The following is a 14,182-nucleotide window of genomic DNA, read 5'->3' on the forward strand; positions in this document are numbered from 1 at the left end:
TTCCCAAGCGCATCCCATTCAGGAGACAGAATATGTCGACCGTAGCCGTAACTGACGACACATTTGACGCCGAAGTCAAAAACTCGGACGTCCCCGTAGTAGTAGATTTCTGGGCCGAATGGTGCGGACCCTGCAAGCAGATCGGTCCCGCACTGGAAGAGCTGGCAGCTGAGTATGGCGGCAAGGTGAAAATCGCCAAGGTCGACGTTGATAGCAACCCGAACTCTGCCGCTGCAATGGGCGTTCGTGGTATTCCGGCGCTGTTCATCTTCAAAGACGGTCAGGTCATTTCAAACCGCGCAGGTGCTGCCCCCAAAGCCGCTCTGCAAAGCTGGATCGACGAGTCGATCTGATCGATAACGATATCTGATCATTAAGGGCGTCCAATCGGGCGCCTTTTTTTGGTCCGATCAAAGCCCGCCAACTGGATTTTGCCTGAGCGTTGATCCAAGGCGATTATTGCGCGGACAGAGACGAAGGAACGACATGGCCAAAACAAGAGTATTGGTGGAATTCGGTATGGGTACTTCGCTAAGGCGCGAGGACTATACCGAAGCTGCACTACGAGCAATCAAGGATGCGCTTTGGCACAACTCGGTCAACATGGCGGAGTTATTTGGTTTTCCAAAAGAAGCGATGATCATTGATGCGGAAATTGGCGTTCAGCAGCCAGAGAAAGTCGACGTCGAGGCGCTGAAGGCCGTGTTCCCATATGGCCAGCCCAACATCAAAGTCACGCAGGGTGGGCTGGATATCGACAAACCTCATACCGAAGGGAACACAGTCATCGCAAACGCAGCAGTTGTTGTATCGTTCGACATGGAGCCGGCCCAATGACCGAAAAACGTATCATTCTGGAAATGGGTACCGGCAACGACCTTTATGGTCAGGATTATACCAAAGCGGCGCGCCGGGCAGTGCAGGACGCGCTGCACCATTCCTCGATCACATTGTTTTCCAAACTGGGCATTGATCATTCGGAAATGCGGGTTTGCGTAACAATCGGCGTGCAACAACCCGAGGACGTGGATTGCGATCTGGTTGCGTCCGATCTGCCACGTGGCCGGGCCGAGGTTCGCACCGTCAAAGGTGGTCTGGATGTTGAGGACACAGAGGCAGGAACGCGTCACGTCGTTGCCACAGCTGCGATTGAGGCATTTCTTCCCGATCTTGCAGGCCAATACGTACAGAGCTGAAATGAAAAAAGCCGCCCAGTACCGGACGGCCTCTTCCTCTGCTGATCCTTATCGAAGGATCAGATTTTTGCGATTTCGGCGCGTGTCAGGCCGATATCTTCCAGCTGAGCGTCTGTCAGGTGGTTCAGAATATTGCGCGTCTTGCGGGATTCGTTCCACGCGACAACGTTGTTGAAGACATTGATGAACGCGTCCACTACATGCAGAATGGTAGCTGCTCCGAGCGGCGCGTGGATATTTGCGGTAGTTGCCATTTGCCCAGTCCTTTGATCTGAAACAGCCGACCCGTTGTCGGTTGTGAGCCCCATGTAGTACCGGCAGGACGGACTCACAATTGATAGTCTGGTAACCCCGGAATGCATTTTTTGCATATCTTTTGGGCAGTTTCGGAACGGGTTGCGCCGATCCCGTCCCCGGCCCATATATGTCGCCGGTGATAACGGAGGCTTTCATGGCAGACAGCGATTTCCCCGGATGGCACGGGACCACGATCATTGGCGTCAAAAAAGACGGGCAGATCGTCATCGCGGGTGACGGGCAGGTTAGCCTGGGTCAGACCGTGATTAAGGGAACCGCCCGAAAGGTGCGCCGCCTGTCGCCTGGCGGGTTCGAGATCGTGGCTGGTTTCGCCGGCTCAACTGCGGATGCCTTTACCTTGCTGGAAAGGCTGGAAGCCAAGCTTGAGGCAACACCCGGTCAACTGGCCCGCGCATCTGTCGAGCTGGCAAAGGACTGGCGTACTGACAAGTACCTGCAAAAGCTTGAGGCAATGCTGATCGTAACCGACGGCAAAGACCTGTTTGTGATCACCGGGGCAGGGGATGTCCTTGAGCCCGAACACAATGTTGCAGCCATCGGATCCGGCGGTAACTTTGCACTGGCCGCAGCCCGCGCGATGATGGACAGCGACAAATCGGCCGAGGACGTCGCACGTCAATCCATGGCGATCGCTGCCGACATTTGCGTTTACACCAATGGTAAGCTGACGGTCGAAACGATCTCGGCCTGAGATTCAGGCCAGGAGCGTTGATATCTCCTTACCTTTCCAGCGGCGATGCATGCCAACGAGACCCAGTATCGCCGCTATGATAACGATGTAGTACGGCACACGGATGTCGATGCTCATCAATCCGCCTCCGATCAGCGACATGACCCCCCCGGCAAGGCAGAACACAGCGGTTGTGACACCCATGACCCAGCCCTGATCCGTTTCGCTGACGCTGGATGAAAACAGCCCGAGCATAGTCGGGTACGCGACTCCGAACAGGAAGTAGAAGAAGAAGACCGGGACGTAGCTGAAAACACCGCTCGGACTGAAGGCAAAAGCAGCGCCACAGATGATCATGACGATCAGAGAAGTATGGATGATGCTGTGTTTGCTGAATCGCTCCTGTGCGGGTTTCACAAGGAACGTGCTCGAAAACGCCAGTGCGACGCCGATGACAACCATCGCAACACTGCCACCGATCACGCCATAGCCAAACGCACTGGTCAGAAAGTTATCCACGAAGACGTAAAACGTAACATTGGCGATCATGAAGAATGAATAGACCGGCAGAATCTTCAGAACCGTCGGATGTCCGCGCACCGCGATCAGGCTGTCGGTGATATCACGAGGCCTGAAAACAAAAGGCTCGCGCTCGGTCCTTGTGTCCTTAAAGAAGACTGACACAAGGAATATCGCGATCAGCACCAGAACAAAGGCACCATAAAACGGTGTCTTCAATGTCGCCGCGCTACCCAGCAGTGCCGCATCGGAGAGAACCGCGCCGATGATCGGTCCCCCTACAAGGCCAAAGCTGACACCGGTTACGATGTACCCCATGTTGCGATCGCGATCAGCAGCATCCGTGCTGCCATCAATCATCGCTGCCTGCGCGATGGGCTGGTTGCCTGCGGTAAAGCCGGTAATCGACCGTCCCAGAATTAGCAAAAGCAGACTATTTAGATAAAGGGCGGCAATGGTGATCGCATACCCGGCTAGCGCACCACCAAGACAAACCAACAACGCATTCTTGCGCCCGATCGAGTCCGAGACCTTGGATACATATACGACCCCCAGAAACCAGGACAGAAAGAAACATCCGATCACCAACCCGTAGTAGAAATGCCGGCGGCCATCTGGGGTGTTATCAGGCAGGAACCCGGATTTCGTCTCCATAATCAAAGAGTTGATGATGGGAAAGACCAGCCCTTGCCCAATCAGATCCACAAATACAACGAACAGCAATGTGATCTTGGCAATTTTACTCATGCAACATGTCCCTGGTTCCAATACCCGGGATCACTGTAGCAGATTGGCAGCGCGTCACCTAACCGCAGATCAGCGGCCGAATTGCCCCGGCCGCTGAATCGATGTTTCGCAATTGATTACTTAAGTGCCGCAACGCCCAGCGGAACGCCCGCCACTTCGCACCAGATGTAGACCTCGTCATAGCCCGAGATATCCATGGTGGGCGGGACGGCATATTGCTGCTTGCCTGTCAGGTTCAGCAGCGCGCCCAGCTTTGAGTTGGGATCATAGGTGCCGTTCTTACCGAAGGCCACGCGCGGGTCAGGACCATTGTCCAGAGAAAAGTCGTCACCCAGCTCCACAATGTAACGATCGCCATCCTTGACCACTTTGACCGAACCCGTGGTCACGTGTTTCGAACGGCCCTCGAATGTGCCCTTTTTCTTAGCACCGCCAGCAACTGCGACACCGGCGCTAGCCAGAGTCAGAGCTGCACCAGTGGCAGCCGCGTTCAGAAAGAGCGAACGACGAGTCATCATGATGTGTGTCTCCATTAGTAAGTGCAGGCGGGTTTGCCCGTCGTCGCAAACTATGCGCAGGTATTCACAGTCTGGCGATTCACATCACCTAGAATTTGCGTGTGCTTACCGTGTATTGCTGTGATCTTTCTGTGATCGGCTTGTGTTTTCGCGCCTTATGATTAGGTTCCCGTGCGAAACAAACGGATAGAAAACACATGACCGACCTGACCCCGCGCGAGATTGTCTCGGAACTGGACCGCTTTATCATCGGACAGAAGGACGCAAAGCGTGCGGTGGCAGTGGCGCTGCGGAACCGGTGGCGGCGCAAGCAATTGCCTGATGACATTCGGGATGAGGTCTATCCCAAGAACATCCTGATGATCGGCCCCACCGGTGTCGGCAAGACCGAGATCAGCCGGCGTCTGGCAAAACTGGCGCGGGCGCCATTCATAAAGGTCGAGGCGACCAAGTTTACCGAAGTGGGCTATGTCGGCCGCGACGTCGAACAGATCGTTCGTGATCTGGCAGATGCCGCCATCCTGCAGACCCGTGAATACATGCGCGAGGATGTCAAAGCCAAGGCGTATCAGGCAGCCGAAGATCGAGTGATCGAAGCCATCGCAGGGACGGACGCGCGTGAATCCACTCGTGAGATGTTTCGCAAAAAGCTGAAGGCAGGCGAGCTGGACGACACCGTAATCGAGCTGGAACTGTCCGACACATCAAACCCGATGCCGATGTTCGACATTCCCGGCCAGCCCGGCAGCCAGATGGGCATGATGAATCTGGGTGATATCTTCGGCAAGGCCTTTGGTGGTCGCACCGTCAAGAAGCGCCTGACCGTTGCGGAGAGCTATGACATATTGATCGGTGAAGAAGCCGACAAGCTTTTGGACGATGAAACCGTCACTCGTATTGCACTGGAATCCGTTGAACAGAACGGCATCGTTTTTCTGGACGAAATCGACAAGGTCTGCGCCCGCACGGATGCACGTGGCGGTGATGTCAGCCGCGAAGGCGTTCAGCGCGACCTGCTGCCTCTGATCGAAGGGACAACCGTCTCGACCAAGCACGGTCCGGTCAAGACCGACCACATCCTGTTCATCGCGAGCGGTGCTTTCCACATCGCCAAGCCTTCGGATCTGTTGCCCGAACTTCAGGGCCGTCTGCCGATCCGCGTAGAGCTGCGCGCGCTGACCGAAGAGGATTTCGTTCGTATTCTGACCGAGACCGACAACGCCCTGACCCTGCAATACACCGCCCTGATGGGAACCGAAGAGGTGACCGTCAGCTTCAGTGAGGATGGCATTGCCGCACTGGCACGTATCGCGGCTGATGTGAACCAAAGCGTCGAGAACATCGGCGCGCGTCGTTTGTACACGGTAATGGAACGCGTATTCGAAGAGCTGTCCTTTACCGCGCCCGACCAGGCCGGAACGCAAATCACAGTCGACGCGCAGTTTGTGAACGACAACCTGGGCGAACTGACCAAATCGACTGACCTGAGCCGTTACGTTTTGTAACACTGCCAGCCGGTTTTTGCCGTTGATTCCGCCCTGCGCCGCTGGACGCAGGGCGAGAATGCGATAGCGTAGGCGCAATTCATCCTGAGGGTTGGCCCGTGCTGCGATATTTTTTAGTTCTGATTGTATCTCTGTCGCTAAGCGCCTGCGTCGACCGAACGGTAACCGAGATCGTGCCTTCGGCAGTAAACGTTGGGACACCTGAAAAGATATTCGCAAGCACGACCCGAGCGCGTGAAGCAGATGGAACCTACGGTTTCCGGCGCGGGGATTCGCTGAAGTTTCTGGAAACAACAGTATCGATCCCACCGACACACACACCAGGAACGCTGAAATTTTCCTACGCGAACCCAAATCCGAAAAAAGAATTCGTTCTGACAGATGTGACCGAGCTGGGTGGGCCAAAGGGACTGCGCGAACATCTACGTGGCGAGGACGACGTCACTATCTTTGTGCACGGCTATAATTCGACCCAAACCGAGACGATTTTCCGCGCGGCTCAGCTGACACACGACATTGGTCTTCCGGGCTCTACACTGGTCTACTCCTGGCCCAGCCGCGCGACCGGGTATGGGTATGCCTATGATCTGGACAGCATGTTATTCGCCCGCGACGGGTTAGAGCAGACGATCCGTGAACTGAAAGCCATGGGTGTCAAGCGCGTCATTCTGGTCGCACATTCCATGGGCGGCGCTCTGGCAATGGAGATGATGAGACAAGCTGAACTGCAAGAACCGGGCTGGGCCAACAGAAACATCGAAGGGGTCGTCTTGATTTCGCCGGATCTGGATGTTGACCTGTTCCGTTCGCAGATGAGACGTATCAAGAACCCGCCAGATCCTTTTCTGGTAATGGTGTCACAAAAGGACAAGATCCTGAACATTTCAGGCCGCCTCCGCGGAACAGACGAGAGCGAGAGATTGGGTAATATAAGCTCGGTTAAAACGCTTGAAGAATTCCCGATCAACGTGATCGATACAACTGCGTTTAACAAAGACGCAGAGTCCTCACATTTCGTTGCGGCCACCTCTCCGGCACTCTTGTCGATCCTCAATTCGCTGCGACGCGTAAACAATACCTTTGGCCGCGAAGATCGACCGGGCATCGACATTCTGGTTCCGCCCAGCCAACGCAATCCAGACGGTGCGACTGAAATTGTTCTGACAGAAACAGGGCAGGCGCAGGTCAGCTCTCCGTGACGCAGTTCAGACTGCGTCAGTATCTGTACGACAACGCTACCTGGTTGAGTGCCGGTGTTCTGCTGACTTTTCTGTCCAGCTTTGGTCAGACCTTCTTCATTTCCATTTTTGCCGGGGAAATCCGAGCGGAGTTCGGCCTGAGCCATGGTGCCTGGGGAGGTCTCTATTCTCTGGGTACGACCGTATCCGCCATCGTGATGATCTGGGCCGGCAGTCTGACTGATGTTTTTCGGGTCCGGGTTCTTGGCCCGGTGGTATTGGCTGGTCTTGCGCTGGCGGCGATATCGATGGCGTTGAATTCGTTGCTCATGTTGCTGCCCGTAGTAATCTTTCTGCTACGCTTGTTCGGTCAGGGTATGAGCATCCACATCGCCATGGTCGCCATGGCCCGCTGGTTTACGGTCACACGAGGCAAGGCGTTGTCGATTGCGACAATTGGTATTGCACTGGGTGAAGCATTGCTACCGCTGAGCTTCGTTGCCGCCATGGCGTTGGTAGATTGGCACTGGCTTTGGATCGTATCAGCCGGGATCACCGCATTGGGCATTCCGGTTCTGATCCGGTTGTTACGGCAAGAGAGGACCCCGCAAAGCCTGTCGGATGCCTATTCTTCAACCGGGATGCAGGGCCATCACTGGACCCGCAAGGAAACCCTGTTTCATCCACTGTTCTGGCTGATGACACCTGCAATATTGGGACCATCCGCGTTTATCACCGCCTTTTTCTTTCATCAGGTCCATCTGGCTGAGGTGAAGGGCTGGCAGCATATTGAACTGGTGGCATTGTTCCCGGTTTTTACCGGGGTTTCACTTCTGGCGATGTTCACCTCGGGCTGGGCATTGGACAAGTGGGGAACGGCCCGGATGATGCCGTTCTACCAACTACCTATGGCAGTCGGATTTTCCGTTATCGGAGTGACCAACTCGATCAGCGGGGCGCTTATTGGAATGTCTTTTCTTGCCCTGACGGTCGGTGCGAACAACACTTTGCCCAGCGCGTTCTGGGCCGAGTTCTATGGCACCCGTCACATCGGTTCCATCAAGGCAATGGCAACCGCAGTGATGGTTCTGGGCTCAGCCATTGGCCCGGGCCTGACCGGAGTTCTGATTGATCTGGGTATTCCGCTCAGCACGCAGTTTCTGTGGATCGCTGTCTTTTTCGTTCTGGTTTGTCTGACGGCATGGGCCGGGATCAGCCGGGCTGCCCGCAGCCTTTAACGAACCCGTCGAAGATACACGTAATAAGCGCCATCACCGCCATGACTGATATGGGCGGGCGTTACCTGCATTACGGCTTGTGCCAAAGGTGGTATCGACAACCAATGCGGCACCTGATTGCGCAATACCCCGCGTGGTGTCGGAATTGGCCCCGGTTCATCACGATCTTTGCCTTTGCCGGTGATGACCAGAACCAGTCGCTTGCCCGAAGCCTGTGCCGACAGAACAAAGCGAACCAAAGCCGGATGGGCCGTATCAACGCGCATGCCGTGCAGGTCAATGCGGCCCTCTGGCTTCAGCTTGCCACGCTTCATGCGTCCGAAGGACTTGTTGTCCATCTGGACCGGCGCACCACGCAATTGTTCCGTAACCGAAGGTTTCAATGTGTTCCGTGATGGTTTGGCCGGTACCTTCTGTCCCAATTCAAACGCATCAATCCGTGCTTTCGGGGTCTTCGTTGGTTTTGGTTTCGGCAGGGTGGCCGGGTGCACTGATTGCGGAATTTCCGGATGCAGCCTCTCAGCCTGCTTCGCTACTTTGCGCCAAAGCTCGATTTCTTCTGCCGTCAGTTTGCGCCGTGTCATCAGAACTCATCCGGCAACAGGGCGTAGGCGCGCTGAATTGGCAACAACACAACCATCCGACCCGGATCTTTAAGTCTGCCCGCTGCCTGTCCGGCATCGTCGCCTGTACCAAAGAATATATCGGCGCGTTGCGCCCCTTTGATGGCAGAGCCCGTGTCCTGCGCAATCATCAATCGCCTGATCGGATCCTTGCCGTCCTTTTCGACCCATACAGGCGAGCCCAGCGGGGTATAAGCCGGATCAGCTGCAATGCTACGCATTGTTGTAACCGAGCGGTTCATTGCCCCCAAAGGGCCGCGTTCGGGTGCAACACGCGAAACTTCACGAAAGAACACGTAAGAGGGATTGTGAAACAGCAGTTCGGTGCCTGCCTCTGGGTTCTTGCGCACCCAGGATCGTATCCTCTGTGCGCTGACCTCATGCGCACCCAGCGCCCCGCGGCGCACCAATTCTACACCGATCGAGCGATAGGGGTGGCCATTCGCGCCACCATAACCAACCCGCAGCGCTGATCCATCCGGCAATCGAACACGACCGGACCCCTGGATCTGCAGAAAGAAGAGTTCAACCGGGTCATCGACCCAGGCGATTTCCAAACCGCGATTTTTCATCACATCGGTGGTCAACAACTCACGACGGCTGAGCCATTGTCCGGCTTCTCGCGCTTCGGGCGGCATCTTGTAAATCGGATATCGGTATTTGTCCGACCGGGTTCTAGAACCATCCAGTTCGGGTTCAAAATAACCCGTGAACAACGCGTCCTTACCATCTTCGACCAGAACAGGTCGGAAAAACAGTTCAAAGAACGCGCGTGCCGCATCCTGTTCATAGGTCTTGGCTACAGCGCACAGCGTTTGCCAGTCTGGGTCGCGCAGATCTCCACACGTATTCAGAAAAACTGAAAGGGCTGCGCCATGATCGTCCGCAGCCCAGCCATCCAGATCATCAAATGACAGAATCGCGCGCGTTGCCTCGGCTCCGGCAGCGCTTGCGGTGGTCATGAAGCCCACCAGAAATAGCGACCGGAGCGCGGCAATCATGCGTCCGTGGCAACAAGCAGCCAGTTCGGATCGTCCTTGCCCATGACACGGGCAAAGGTCCAGCTGTCCTTTTGGCGTTTGACGGTGTTGGGGTTGCCTTCGATGATATCGCCACCGCGATCACGTACGACCGAGGTCAGCTCACCTACGAAGTACATGGTGATCTCGGCTTCGTTGGTATCCTTGTCAAAGCGAGCATCGGTCAGCGTCGTTTCACGAACACCGATAAACTCAGCTTCGATAGTCAGCCCCTTGTCTTCGCGGTCAGCAACAACAGAAACGAAGGTGTCAAATACCTCTTCAGAAAGGAACGGCTGGATTTCATCCAGATTTCCCTTTTCGAACCCCATCACGATCATCTCGTAGGCACCGCGCGCGCCCTGAACAAACTCATTGACCGAAAATCCGGGTTCAACCCGCTTCATCGCGGCCAGGGTTTGCGCCTGTTCGCTGTCTTCGGGCACATGGTCGGTGATATCATGATCCGGGCCACCCTCGATCACTTCGAAATCAGGGCGCGATTTGCTTGCATCGGGCTGATGTTGCAGTGGCGGTTTCTCAAAACCCTCACGCGTGCCCAATACGCTTTTCAGGCGCAGGATCAGGAAAACGGCAATTCCGGCCAAGACCAGCAACTGGATCATAGGGTTGTCGCTCATTTCATTCTCTTTTCAGCGCCGGGACTTTGTGTACACGGCCTCATGCCACTATGTAGGTGACACTGGGTGGCAAGTCCACAGCCCGACATATGGTAAAGGATAACGCAAATGTATCTGTTCTTGGCATTTTTGTTGGTGCCCATCATCGAGATTGCCCTGTTCATTCAGGTTGGCGGTCTGATCGGATTGTGGCCAACGCTTGCCATCGTGGTTCTGACTGCGGTTCTTGGGACGGTTTTGGTAAGGACACAAGGTCGCATGGCATTGGGTCAGTTGCAGAAATCTTTTGCCGAACTGGATGATCCAACCGAGCCGCTGGCTCATGGTGCAATGATCCTCTTGTCAGGCGCATTGCTGCTCACACCGGGCTTTTTCACGGATGCCATTGGGTTTGCACTGCTAATTCCTGCCGTTCGGCTGGCTGTGTTCCGATATCTGCGGTCCAAAGTAACTGTTGCCTCTTTTCAGATGGGGTCCGGAACACAGTTCCGCACAGACAACAATCCTTTTGCTCAGGATGACGTGATTGACGGTGAATTCACCGAAGTTCGGGCCCGGCGTGACCCCGCAAAGCCATCAAAATGGGTCGAAGGGCCGCAGTAGCATTGAGGTGCCACGCCCAAGTTGATAAGCAGTGGCGAATTTTATTTTTGGAGTAGATCCATGGCCGAAGAAAACGCCACAGAAAACACCGCGGCCCAAGCCGCCCCTCAGGTTCAAATGCGTGTTCTGGGGCAGTTTGTCCGCGACATGTCGTTTGAAAACGTAATGGCACAAAAGGGTGTCTCAGGTGACGTTCAGCCTGAAATTTCGGTTCAGGTAAACCTGGATGCCAAGAAACGTGCGGCAGATCACCAGTTTGAAGTCTCGATCAAACTGAACCTGAACTCCAAAGCCAAGGGCATGGAAGATGTCCTGTTCGTGTTCGAAATCGACTATTGCGGTCTGTTCCACATCGAAGGCGTGCCAGAAGATCAGATGCACCCGTTCCTGATGATCGAATGCCCGCGGATGCTGTTCCCGTTCCTGCGCCGGATCGTCAGCGACGTAACGCGCGATGGTGGTTACCCGCCAGTGAACCTGGACAACATCGACTTTGTGGGTCTCTACCGCAATGAACTGATGCGCCGCCAGGCCGAGCAGGCACAAAAGACCGAAGCCTGATCAATTGAGCCGCGCCTGAAAACCTCAGGCGCGGGTCCACAGGGCGTTCTCGCCCAATTTCTCGACAAAAGCATCATGCGCCGCGCGCTCTTCCGCGGTGATCTTCGACGGCAGGGCCGTTGGGCGCGTTGTCGGGCGCCAGTCGTCGTCGCCGCCGGCAGCAGAAGCCGCACTGGTGGACAGGCCGAAATCCGGCTGCCGTCCACCAATAAGCTCCAGATACACCTCAGCCAGAATTTCCGAGTCGAGCAAGGCCCCGTGCAGAACACGGTTGGTGTTGTCGATGTTAAATCGGCGGCACAACGCATCCAGTGACGCAGGCGAGCCCGGAAATCGCTTGCGCGCAATCGCCAGTGTATCCAGCGCCTGATCCATCGGAATAGGCGGAAGTCCCATCCATTTGAGTTCCGCGTTCAGGAACTTCATATCGAACGAGGCGTTGTGGATGACCAGCTTCGAATCTTTGATGAAGTCGCGGAATCCCTGACCAACCTTTGCAAAGACCGGTTTGTCCTTCAGCGTGACCTCACCCTTTTCTGGAGGGCGGGGGCTTTCCAGCAGGTCGGGTCCAATCCCATGCACACCAAATGCCTCTTCGGGCATTGAGCGTTCCGGGTTGATATAGACGTGATAAGTCTCACCCGTGGCAACGTGGTTCCACAGCTCTACCGCACCGATCTCGACAATCCGGTCGCCGCCTTCTGGGTCAAATCCCGTGGTTTCGGTATCGAGTACAATCTCACGCATCTGACATCCCCGCCCGTATCTGCCTGACTATATCCTGCACCTGTGCACGGGCGTGGTCCAGCGTATCTGTCACGATCACGAAATCCGATCGCGCGCATTTTTCGTCATTCGGCATCTGTTTGGAACGAATTTGTTCGAACTGAGCCTCAGACATGGTTCCGCGTTCCATAACCCGACGTTTCTGTTCGTCGGCGGAAACAGATACACAGGCTACGGCATCCATGGTGGCGTCACCGCCTGTTTCAAACAACAAAGGGATGTCGAATACTAAAATATCAGCCGTTGAAGATTGCCTAAACGCTGCGCGATCCGCGGCAACCAACGGATGAACAATACTCTCGATCACCTTTAGTGCCTCAGAATTGTTTGAAATGATCTTTTTCAATGCATTCCGGCTGACCGCTTCGTCTTCGATTGCGTCTGGATATGCCTTCGACATTGGAGCAACGGCCGTACCACCTGCTGCATAAAGGCGATGAACAGCGGCGTCTGCATCCCACAGAGCACATCCTTCATCCACAAACATTCGGGCGGTTGTGCTTTTGCCCATCCCGATCGAGCCCGTCAGGCCAAGAGCAAAACTCATGCCAAGGCCGCCGCACGGGTTGCCGCATCAACTTCAGGTCGTGTTCCGAACCAGCGCTCAAATCCGGGAACCGCCTGATAGAGCAACATGCCCAACCCATCGACCGTCGTGCACCCAGCCTCTTCCGCTGTTTGCAGCAGCCGGGTTTTCAGCGGCGCGTAGACCAGATCGGTGACAACCGTTCCCGGTTGCAGCCCGTCCATGGGCACCCGTAGCTCGGGTTGGCCTTGCATTCCCAATGAGGTCGTATTGACCACAAGTTCGGCGTTTTCGATCACATTTCCGGCCTGTACCCAGTCTACCACGGTGATCCGCTGACCAAATTCCTCTTTCAAATGATCTGCACGGGTGCGCGTCCGGTTCGTCAGCAGGATCTCCGGCACTCCGGCATCAGCCAAAGCGCACAGGACTGCGCGCGCAGCACCTCCGGCACCCAGAACCACGGCTGGCCCATCCTTTGGATTCCAGTCAGGCGCTCCGCTTCGCAGGTTTTCCATGAAACCGTAGCCATCGGTATTATCTGCATGGATTGATCCATCATCACGGAAAACCAGCGTGTTGGCGGCACCAATCACCGAAGCCCGGTCAGAAACATGATCCGCCAGTCGCAGGGCAGCTTCTTTGTGTGGGACCGTAACGTTTGCACCAACAAATCCAGCCTTCGGCAAGGTACGCAGAACTGTTTCAAGATCTGCCGACGCAACATCCATCGGGATGTAGTGACCCGGCAACCCATAAGTTCTGAGCCAGTGACCGTGCAACTTGGGTGATCTGGAATGCGCTATGGGATGTCCGATAACCCCGGCCAGTGGAATGCGGTTCTCAGTCATTGTTCGATAACCCCTCGCAACGCCAGGAAATTGAGCAGTTCCAATAAGGGCATACCCAAAACATTAAAATAGTCGCCGTCAATGGTAGCAAACAGACGCACACCTTCTTCCTCAAGCTTGTATGCGCCCACGGCGTGGCGAATGCTGTCCCAGTTTCGCGCGACATATGACTTTAGATACGCATCCGAACTGGCACGCATACGCAAGCGAACTTGACCGACATGGCGCCAGATCGGTTCACCATCCATGTATATGACAGCAGCGGAAAGTAGCATATGTCGCTTACCCCGCATCGCCTTGAGCTGCGCCAATGCATCCTCGGGTGAACTGGGTTTGGAAAGCAACTGACCACCAAAATCCAATACCTGATCGCAACCCAAAACCATTGCGCCCGGTGTTTTGTCACTGACTTTGCGCGCTTTCAGTTCGGCCAGCGCATCAGCGATATCCCGTGGTGAAGCCTCTTCGGCCAATAGGGCGCGCTTGGCAGTCTCTTCATCGACGCGCGCCAACTGGACGGAAAACGGGACGCCGGCATTTTCCAGCAATTGCGCTCGGATTGCTGAACCAGAGGCCAGAACTAAGGGGACAGACATGTGGAAAACCCCGTGGGAAAAACGTTGAGTGTTCTCGAACGGTTTGTATGGTTTTCCTGTTGACACGCAACCCCGGGATTTTCGCGC

At 55.4% G+C, this 14,182-nt stretch carries 19 protein-coding genes; 9 read left to right on the plus strand and 10 right to left on the minus strand.

Going from position 1 to position 14,182, the window contains the following annotated elements:
- Positions 1–32: 32 nt before the first annotated feature.
- The 3 genes from trxA to ACR0CW_RS18680 all read left to right on the plus strand — a co-directional run bounded on the left by trxA (position 33) and on the right by ACR0CW_RS18680 (position 1,196).
- Positions 33–353, plus strand: coding sequence for a thioredoxin (gene trxA, locus ACR0CW_RS18670; RefSeq protein ID WP_155139760.1), 321 nt, complete (start codon positions 33–35; stop codon positions 351–353).
- 133 nt (positions 354–486) lie between these two features.
- On the plus strand, positions 487–837 hold the full coding sequence (locus ACR0CW_RS18675) for a Lin0512 family protein (RefSeq protein WP_480788931.1): 351 nt from the start codon (positions 487–489) through the stop codon (positions 835–837).
- On the plus strand, positions 834–1,196 hold the full coding sequence (locus ACR0CW_RS18680; RefSeq protein WP_480788932.1) for a Lin0512 family protein: 363 nt from the start codon (positions 834–836) through the stop codon (positions 1,194–1,196). The genes ACR0CW_RS18675 and ACR0CW_RS18680 overlap by 4 nt, the downstream gene beginning before the upstream one ends.
- A 59-nt stretch (positions 1,197–1,255) precedes the next feature.
- On the opposite strand, the gene ACR0CW_RS18685 is transcribed toward ACR0CW_RS18680, so the two are convergent.
- Positions 1,256–1,450, minus strand: a complete 195-nt coding sequence (locus ACR0CW_RS18685; RefSeq protein WP_170335804.1) for a DUF1127 domain-containing protein — start codon at positions 1,448–1,450, stop codon at positions 1,256–1,258.
- A gap of 197 nt (positions 1,451–1,647) precedes the next feature.
- Between ACR0CW_RS18685 and hslV the strand changes: the two genes are divergently transcribed.
- The gene (hslV, locus tag ACR0CW_RS18690; protein ID WP_155139769.1) at positions 1,648–2,205 is read left to right on the plus strand and encodes an ATP-dependent protease subunit HslV; all 558 of its coding nucleotides are present in this window, start codon (positions 1,648–1,650) and stop codon (positions 2,203–2,205) included.
- Between the two features lie 3 nt (positions 2,206–2,208).
- Here hslV and ACR0CW_RS18695 read toward each other — a convergent pair whose 3' ends face one another.
- Positions 2,209–3,450: an MFS transporter gene (locus tag ACR0CW_RS18695; RefSeq protein WP_480788933.1), complete on the minus strand. Its 1,242-nt coding sequence runs from the start codon at positions 3,448–3,450 to the stop codon at positions 2,209–2,211.
- Between the two features lie 116 nt (positions 3,451–3,566).
- Positions 3,567–3,968 (minus strand): DM13 domain-containing protein, encoded by a 402-nt coding sequence (locus tag ACR0CW_RS18700; RefSeq protein ID WP_155139773.1) that lies wholly within the window; start codon positions 3,966–3,968, stop codon positions 3,567–3,569.
- 197 nt (positions 3,969–4,165) lie between these two features.
- On the opposite strand from ACR0CW_RS18700, the gene hslU reads away from it, so the two are divergent.
- The 3 genes from hslU (at position 4,166) to ACR0CW_RS18715 (ending at position 7,889) form a co-directional block, all read left to right on the plus strand.
- Entirely contained in the window at positions 4,166–5,473 is a 1,308-nt protein-coding gene (gene hslU, locus ACR0CW_RS18705; RefSeq protein ID WP_155139775.1) for an ATP-dependent protease ATPase subunit HslU, read from the plus strand.
- A 98-nt stretch (positions 5,474–5,571) separates the two neighbouring features.
- The gene (locus tag ACR0CW_RS18710; RefSeq protein WP_209015807.1) at positions 5,572–6,672 is read left to right on the plus strand and encodes an alpha/beta hydrolase; all 1,101 of its coding nucleotides are present in this window, start codon (positions 5,572–5,574) and stop codon (positions 6,670–6,672) included.
- On the plus strand, positions 6,669–7,889 hold the full coding sequence (locus ACR0CW_RS18715; RefSeq protein WP_480788934.1) for an MFS transporter: 1,221 nt from the start codon (positions 6,669–6,671) through the stop codon (positions 7,887–7,889). Before ACR0CW_RS18710 ends, ACR0CW_RS18715 begins: the two co-directional genes overlap by 4 nt.
- On the opposite strand, the gene ACR0CW_RS18720 is transcribed toward ACR0CW_RS18715, so the two are convergent.
- Genes ACR0CW_RS18720 through ACR0CW_RS18730 form a run of 3 tightly spaced genes read right to left on the minus strand, consistent with a single transcriptional unit; the run spans position 7,886 to position 10,172 of the window.
- A complete protein-coding gene (locus ACR0CW_RS18720) occupies positions 7,886–8,473 on the minus strand; it encodes a Smr/MutS family protein (RefSeq protein WP_480788935.1) in 588 nt (195 codons plus the stop codon). The two genes, ACR0CW_RS18715 and ACR0CW_RS18720, sit on opposite strands and share 4 nt — an antisense overlap.
- On the minus strand, positions 8,473–9,513 hold the full coding sequence (mltA, locus tag ACR0CW_RS18725; protein WP_480788936.1) for a murein transglycosylase A: 1,041 nt from the start codon (positions 9,511–9,513) through the stop codon (positions 8,473–8,475). The genes ACR0CW_RS18720 and mltA overlap by 1 nt, the downstream gene beginning before the upstream one ends.
- Complete coding sequence (locus tag ACR0CW_RS18730) at positions 9,510–10,172, minus strand: Tim44/TimA family putative adaptor protein (protein ID WP_480788937.1); 663 nt, start codon at positions 10,170–10,172, stop codon at positions 9,510–9,512. Before ACR0CW_RS18730 ends, mltA begins: the two co-directional genes overlap by 4 nt.
- 108 nt (positions 10,173–10,280) lie before the next feature.
- On the opposite strand from ACR0CW_RS18730, the gene ACR0CW_RS18735 reads away from it, so the two are divergent.
- Entirely contained in the window at positions 10,281–10,775 is a 495-nt protein-coding gene (locus tag ACR0CW_RS18735; protein ID WP_480788938.1) for an FxsA family protein, read from the plus strand.
- Positions 10,776–10,835: 60 nt separating this feature from the next.
- On the plus strand, positions 10,836–11,336 hold the full coding sequence (secB, locus tag ACR0CW_RS18740) for a protein-export chaperone SecB (RefSeq protein WP_155139787.1): 501 nt from the start codon (positions 10,836–10,838) through the stop codon (positions 11,334–11,336).
- Between the two features lie 24 nt (positions 11,337–11,360).
- On the opposite strand, the gene dnaQ is transcribed toward secB, so the two are convergent.
- From dnaQ to ACR0CW_RS18760, 4 genes are read right to left on the minus strand one after another with little or no spacing between them, the layout of a single operon-like run.
- Positions 11,361–12,083: a DNA polymerase III subunit epsilon gene (gene dnaQ, locus ACR0CW_RS18745; protein ID WP_480788939.1), complete on the minus strand. Its 723-nt coding sequence runs from the start codon at positions 12,081–12,083 to the stop codon at positions 11,361–11,363.
- Entirely contained in the window at positions 12,076–12,669 is a 594-nt protein-coding gene (coaE, locus tag ACR0CW_RS18750; protein ID WP_480788940.1) for a dephospho-CoA kinase, read from the minus strand. Before coaE ends, dnaQ begins: the two co-directional genes overlap by 8 nt.
- Complete coding sequence (locus ACR0CW_RS18755; RefSeq protein ID WP_480788941.1) at positions 12,666–13,499, minus strand: shikimate dehydrogenase; 834 nt, start codon at positions 13,497–13,499, stop codon at positions 12,666–12,668. Before ACR0CW_RS18755 ends, coaE begins: the two co-directional genes overlap by 4 nt.
- On the minus strand, positions 13,496–14,095 hold the full coding sequence (locus ACR0CW_RS18760; RefSeq protein WP_480788942.1) for a Maf family protein: 600 nt from the start codon (positions 14,093–14,095) through the stop codon (positions 13,496–13,498). Before ACR0CW_RS18760 ends, ACR0CW_RS18755 begins: the two co-directional genes overlap by 4 nt.
- Positions 14,096–14,182: the final 87 nt, after the last annotated feature.

Source organism: Ruegeria sp. CH6, from assembly GCF_056537005.1.

Coding starts and splice junctions, on each gene's coding strand:
- trxA (WP_155139760.1), top strand. CDS start 33: ATGTCGACCGTAGCCGTAACTGACGACACATTTGACGCCGAAGTCAAA.
- ACR0CW_RS18675 (WP_480788931.1), top strand. CDS start 487: ATGGCCAAAACAAGAGTATTGGTGGAATTCGGTATGGGTACTTCGCTA.
- ACR0CW_RS18680 (WP_480788932.1), top strand. CDS start 834: ATGACCGAAAAACGTATCATTCTGGAAATGGGTACCGGCAACGACCTT.
- ACR0CW_RS18685 (WP_170335804.1), bottom strand. CDS start 1,450: ATGGCAACTACCGCAAATATCCACGCGCCGCTCGGAGCAGCTACCATT.
- hslV (WP_155139769.1), top strand. CDS start 1,648: ATGGCAGACAGCGATTTCCCCGGATGGCACGGGACCACGATCATTGGC.
- ACR0CW_RS18695 (WP_480788933.1), bottom strand. CDS start 3,450: ATGAGTAAAATTGCCAAGATCACATTGCTGTTCGTTGTATTTGTGGAT.
- ACR0CW_RS18700 (WP_155139773.1), bottom strand. CDS start 3,968: ATGATGACTCGTCGTTCGCTCTTTCTGAACGCGGCTGCCACTGGTGCA.
- hslU (WP_155139775.1), top strand. CDS start 4,166: ATGACCGACCTGACCCCGCGCGAGATTGTCTCGGAACTGGACCGCTTT.
- ACR0CW_RS18720 (WP_480788935.1), bottom strand. CDS start 8,473: ATGACACGGCGCAAACTGACGGCAGAAGAAATCGAGCTTTGGCGCAAA.
- mltA (WP_480788936.1), bottom strand. CDS start 9,513: ATGATTGCCGCGCTCCGGTCGCTATTTCTGGTGGGCTTCATGACCACC.
- ACR0CW_RS18730 (WP_480788937.1), bottom strand. CDS start 10,172: ATGAGCGACAACCCTATGATCCAGTTGCTGGTCTTGGCCGGAATTGCC.
- ACR0CW_RS18735 (WP_480788938.1), top strand. CDS start 10,281: ATGTATCTGTTCTTGGCATTTTTGTTGGTGCCCATCATCGAGATTGCC.
- secB (WP_155139787.1), top strand. CDS start 10,836: ATGGCCGAAGAAAACGCCACAGAAAACACCGCGGCCCAAGCCGCCCCT.
- dnaQ (WP_480788939.1), bottom strand. CDS start 12,083: ATGCGTGAGATTGTACTCGATACCGAAACCACGGGATTTGACCCAGAA.
- coaE (WP_480788940.1), bottom strand. CDS start 12,669: ATGAGTTTTGCTCTTGGCCTGACGGGCTCGATCGGGATGGGCAAAAGC.
- ACR0CW_RS18755 (WP_480788941.1), bottom strand. CDS start 13,499: ATGACTGAGAACCGCATTCCACTGGCCGGGGTTATCGGACATCCCATA.
- ACR0CW_RS18760 (WP_480788942.1), bottom strand. CDS start 14,095: ATGTCTGTCCCCTTAGTTCTGGCCTCTGGTTCAGCAATCCGAGCGCAA.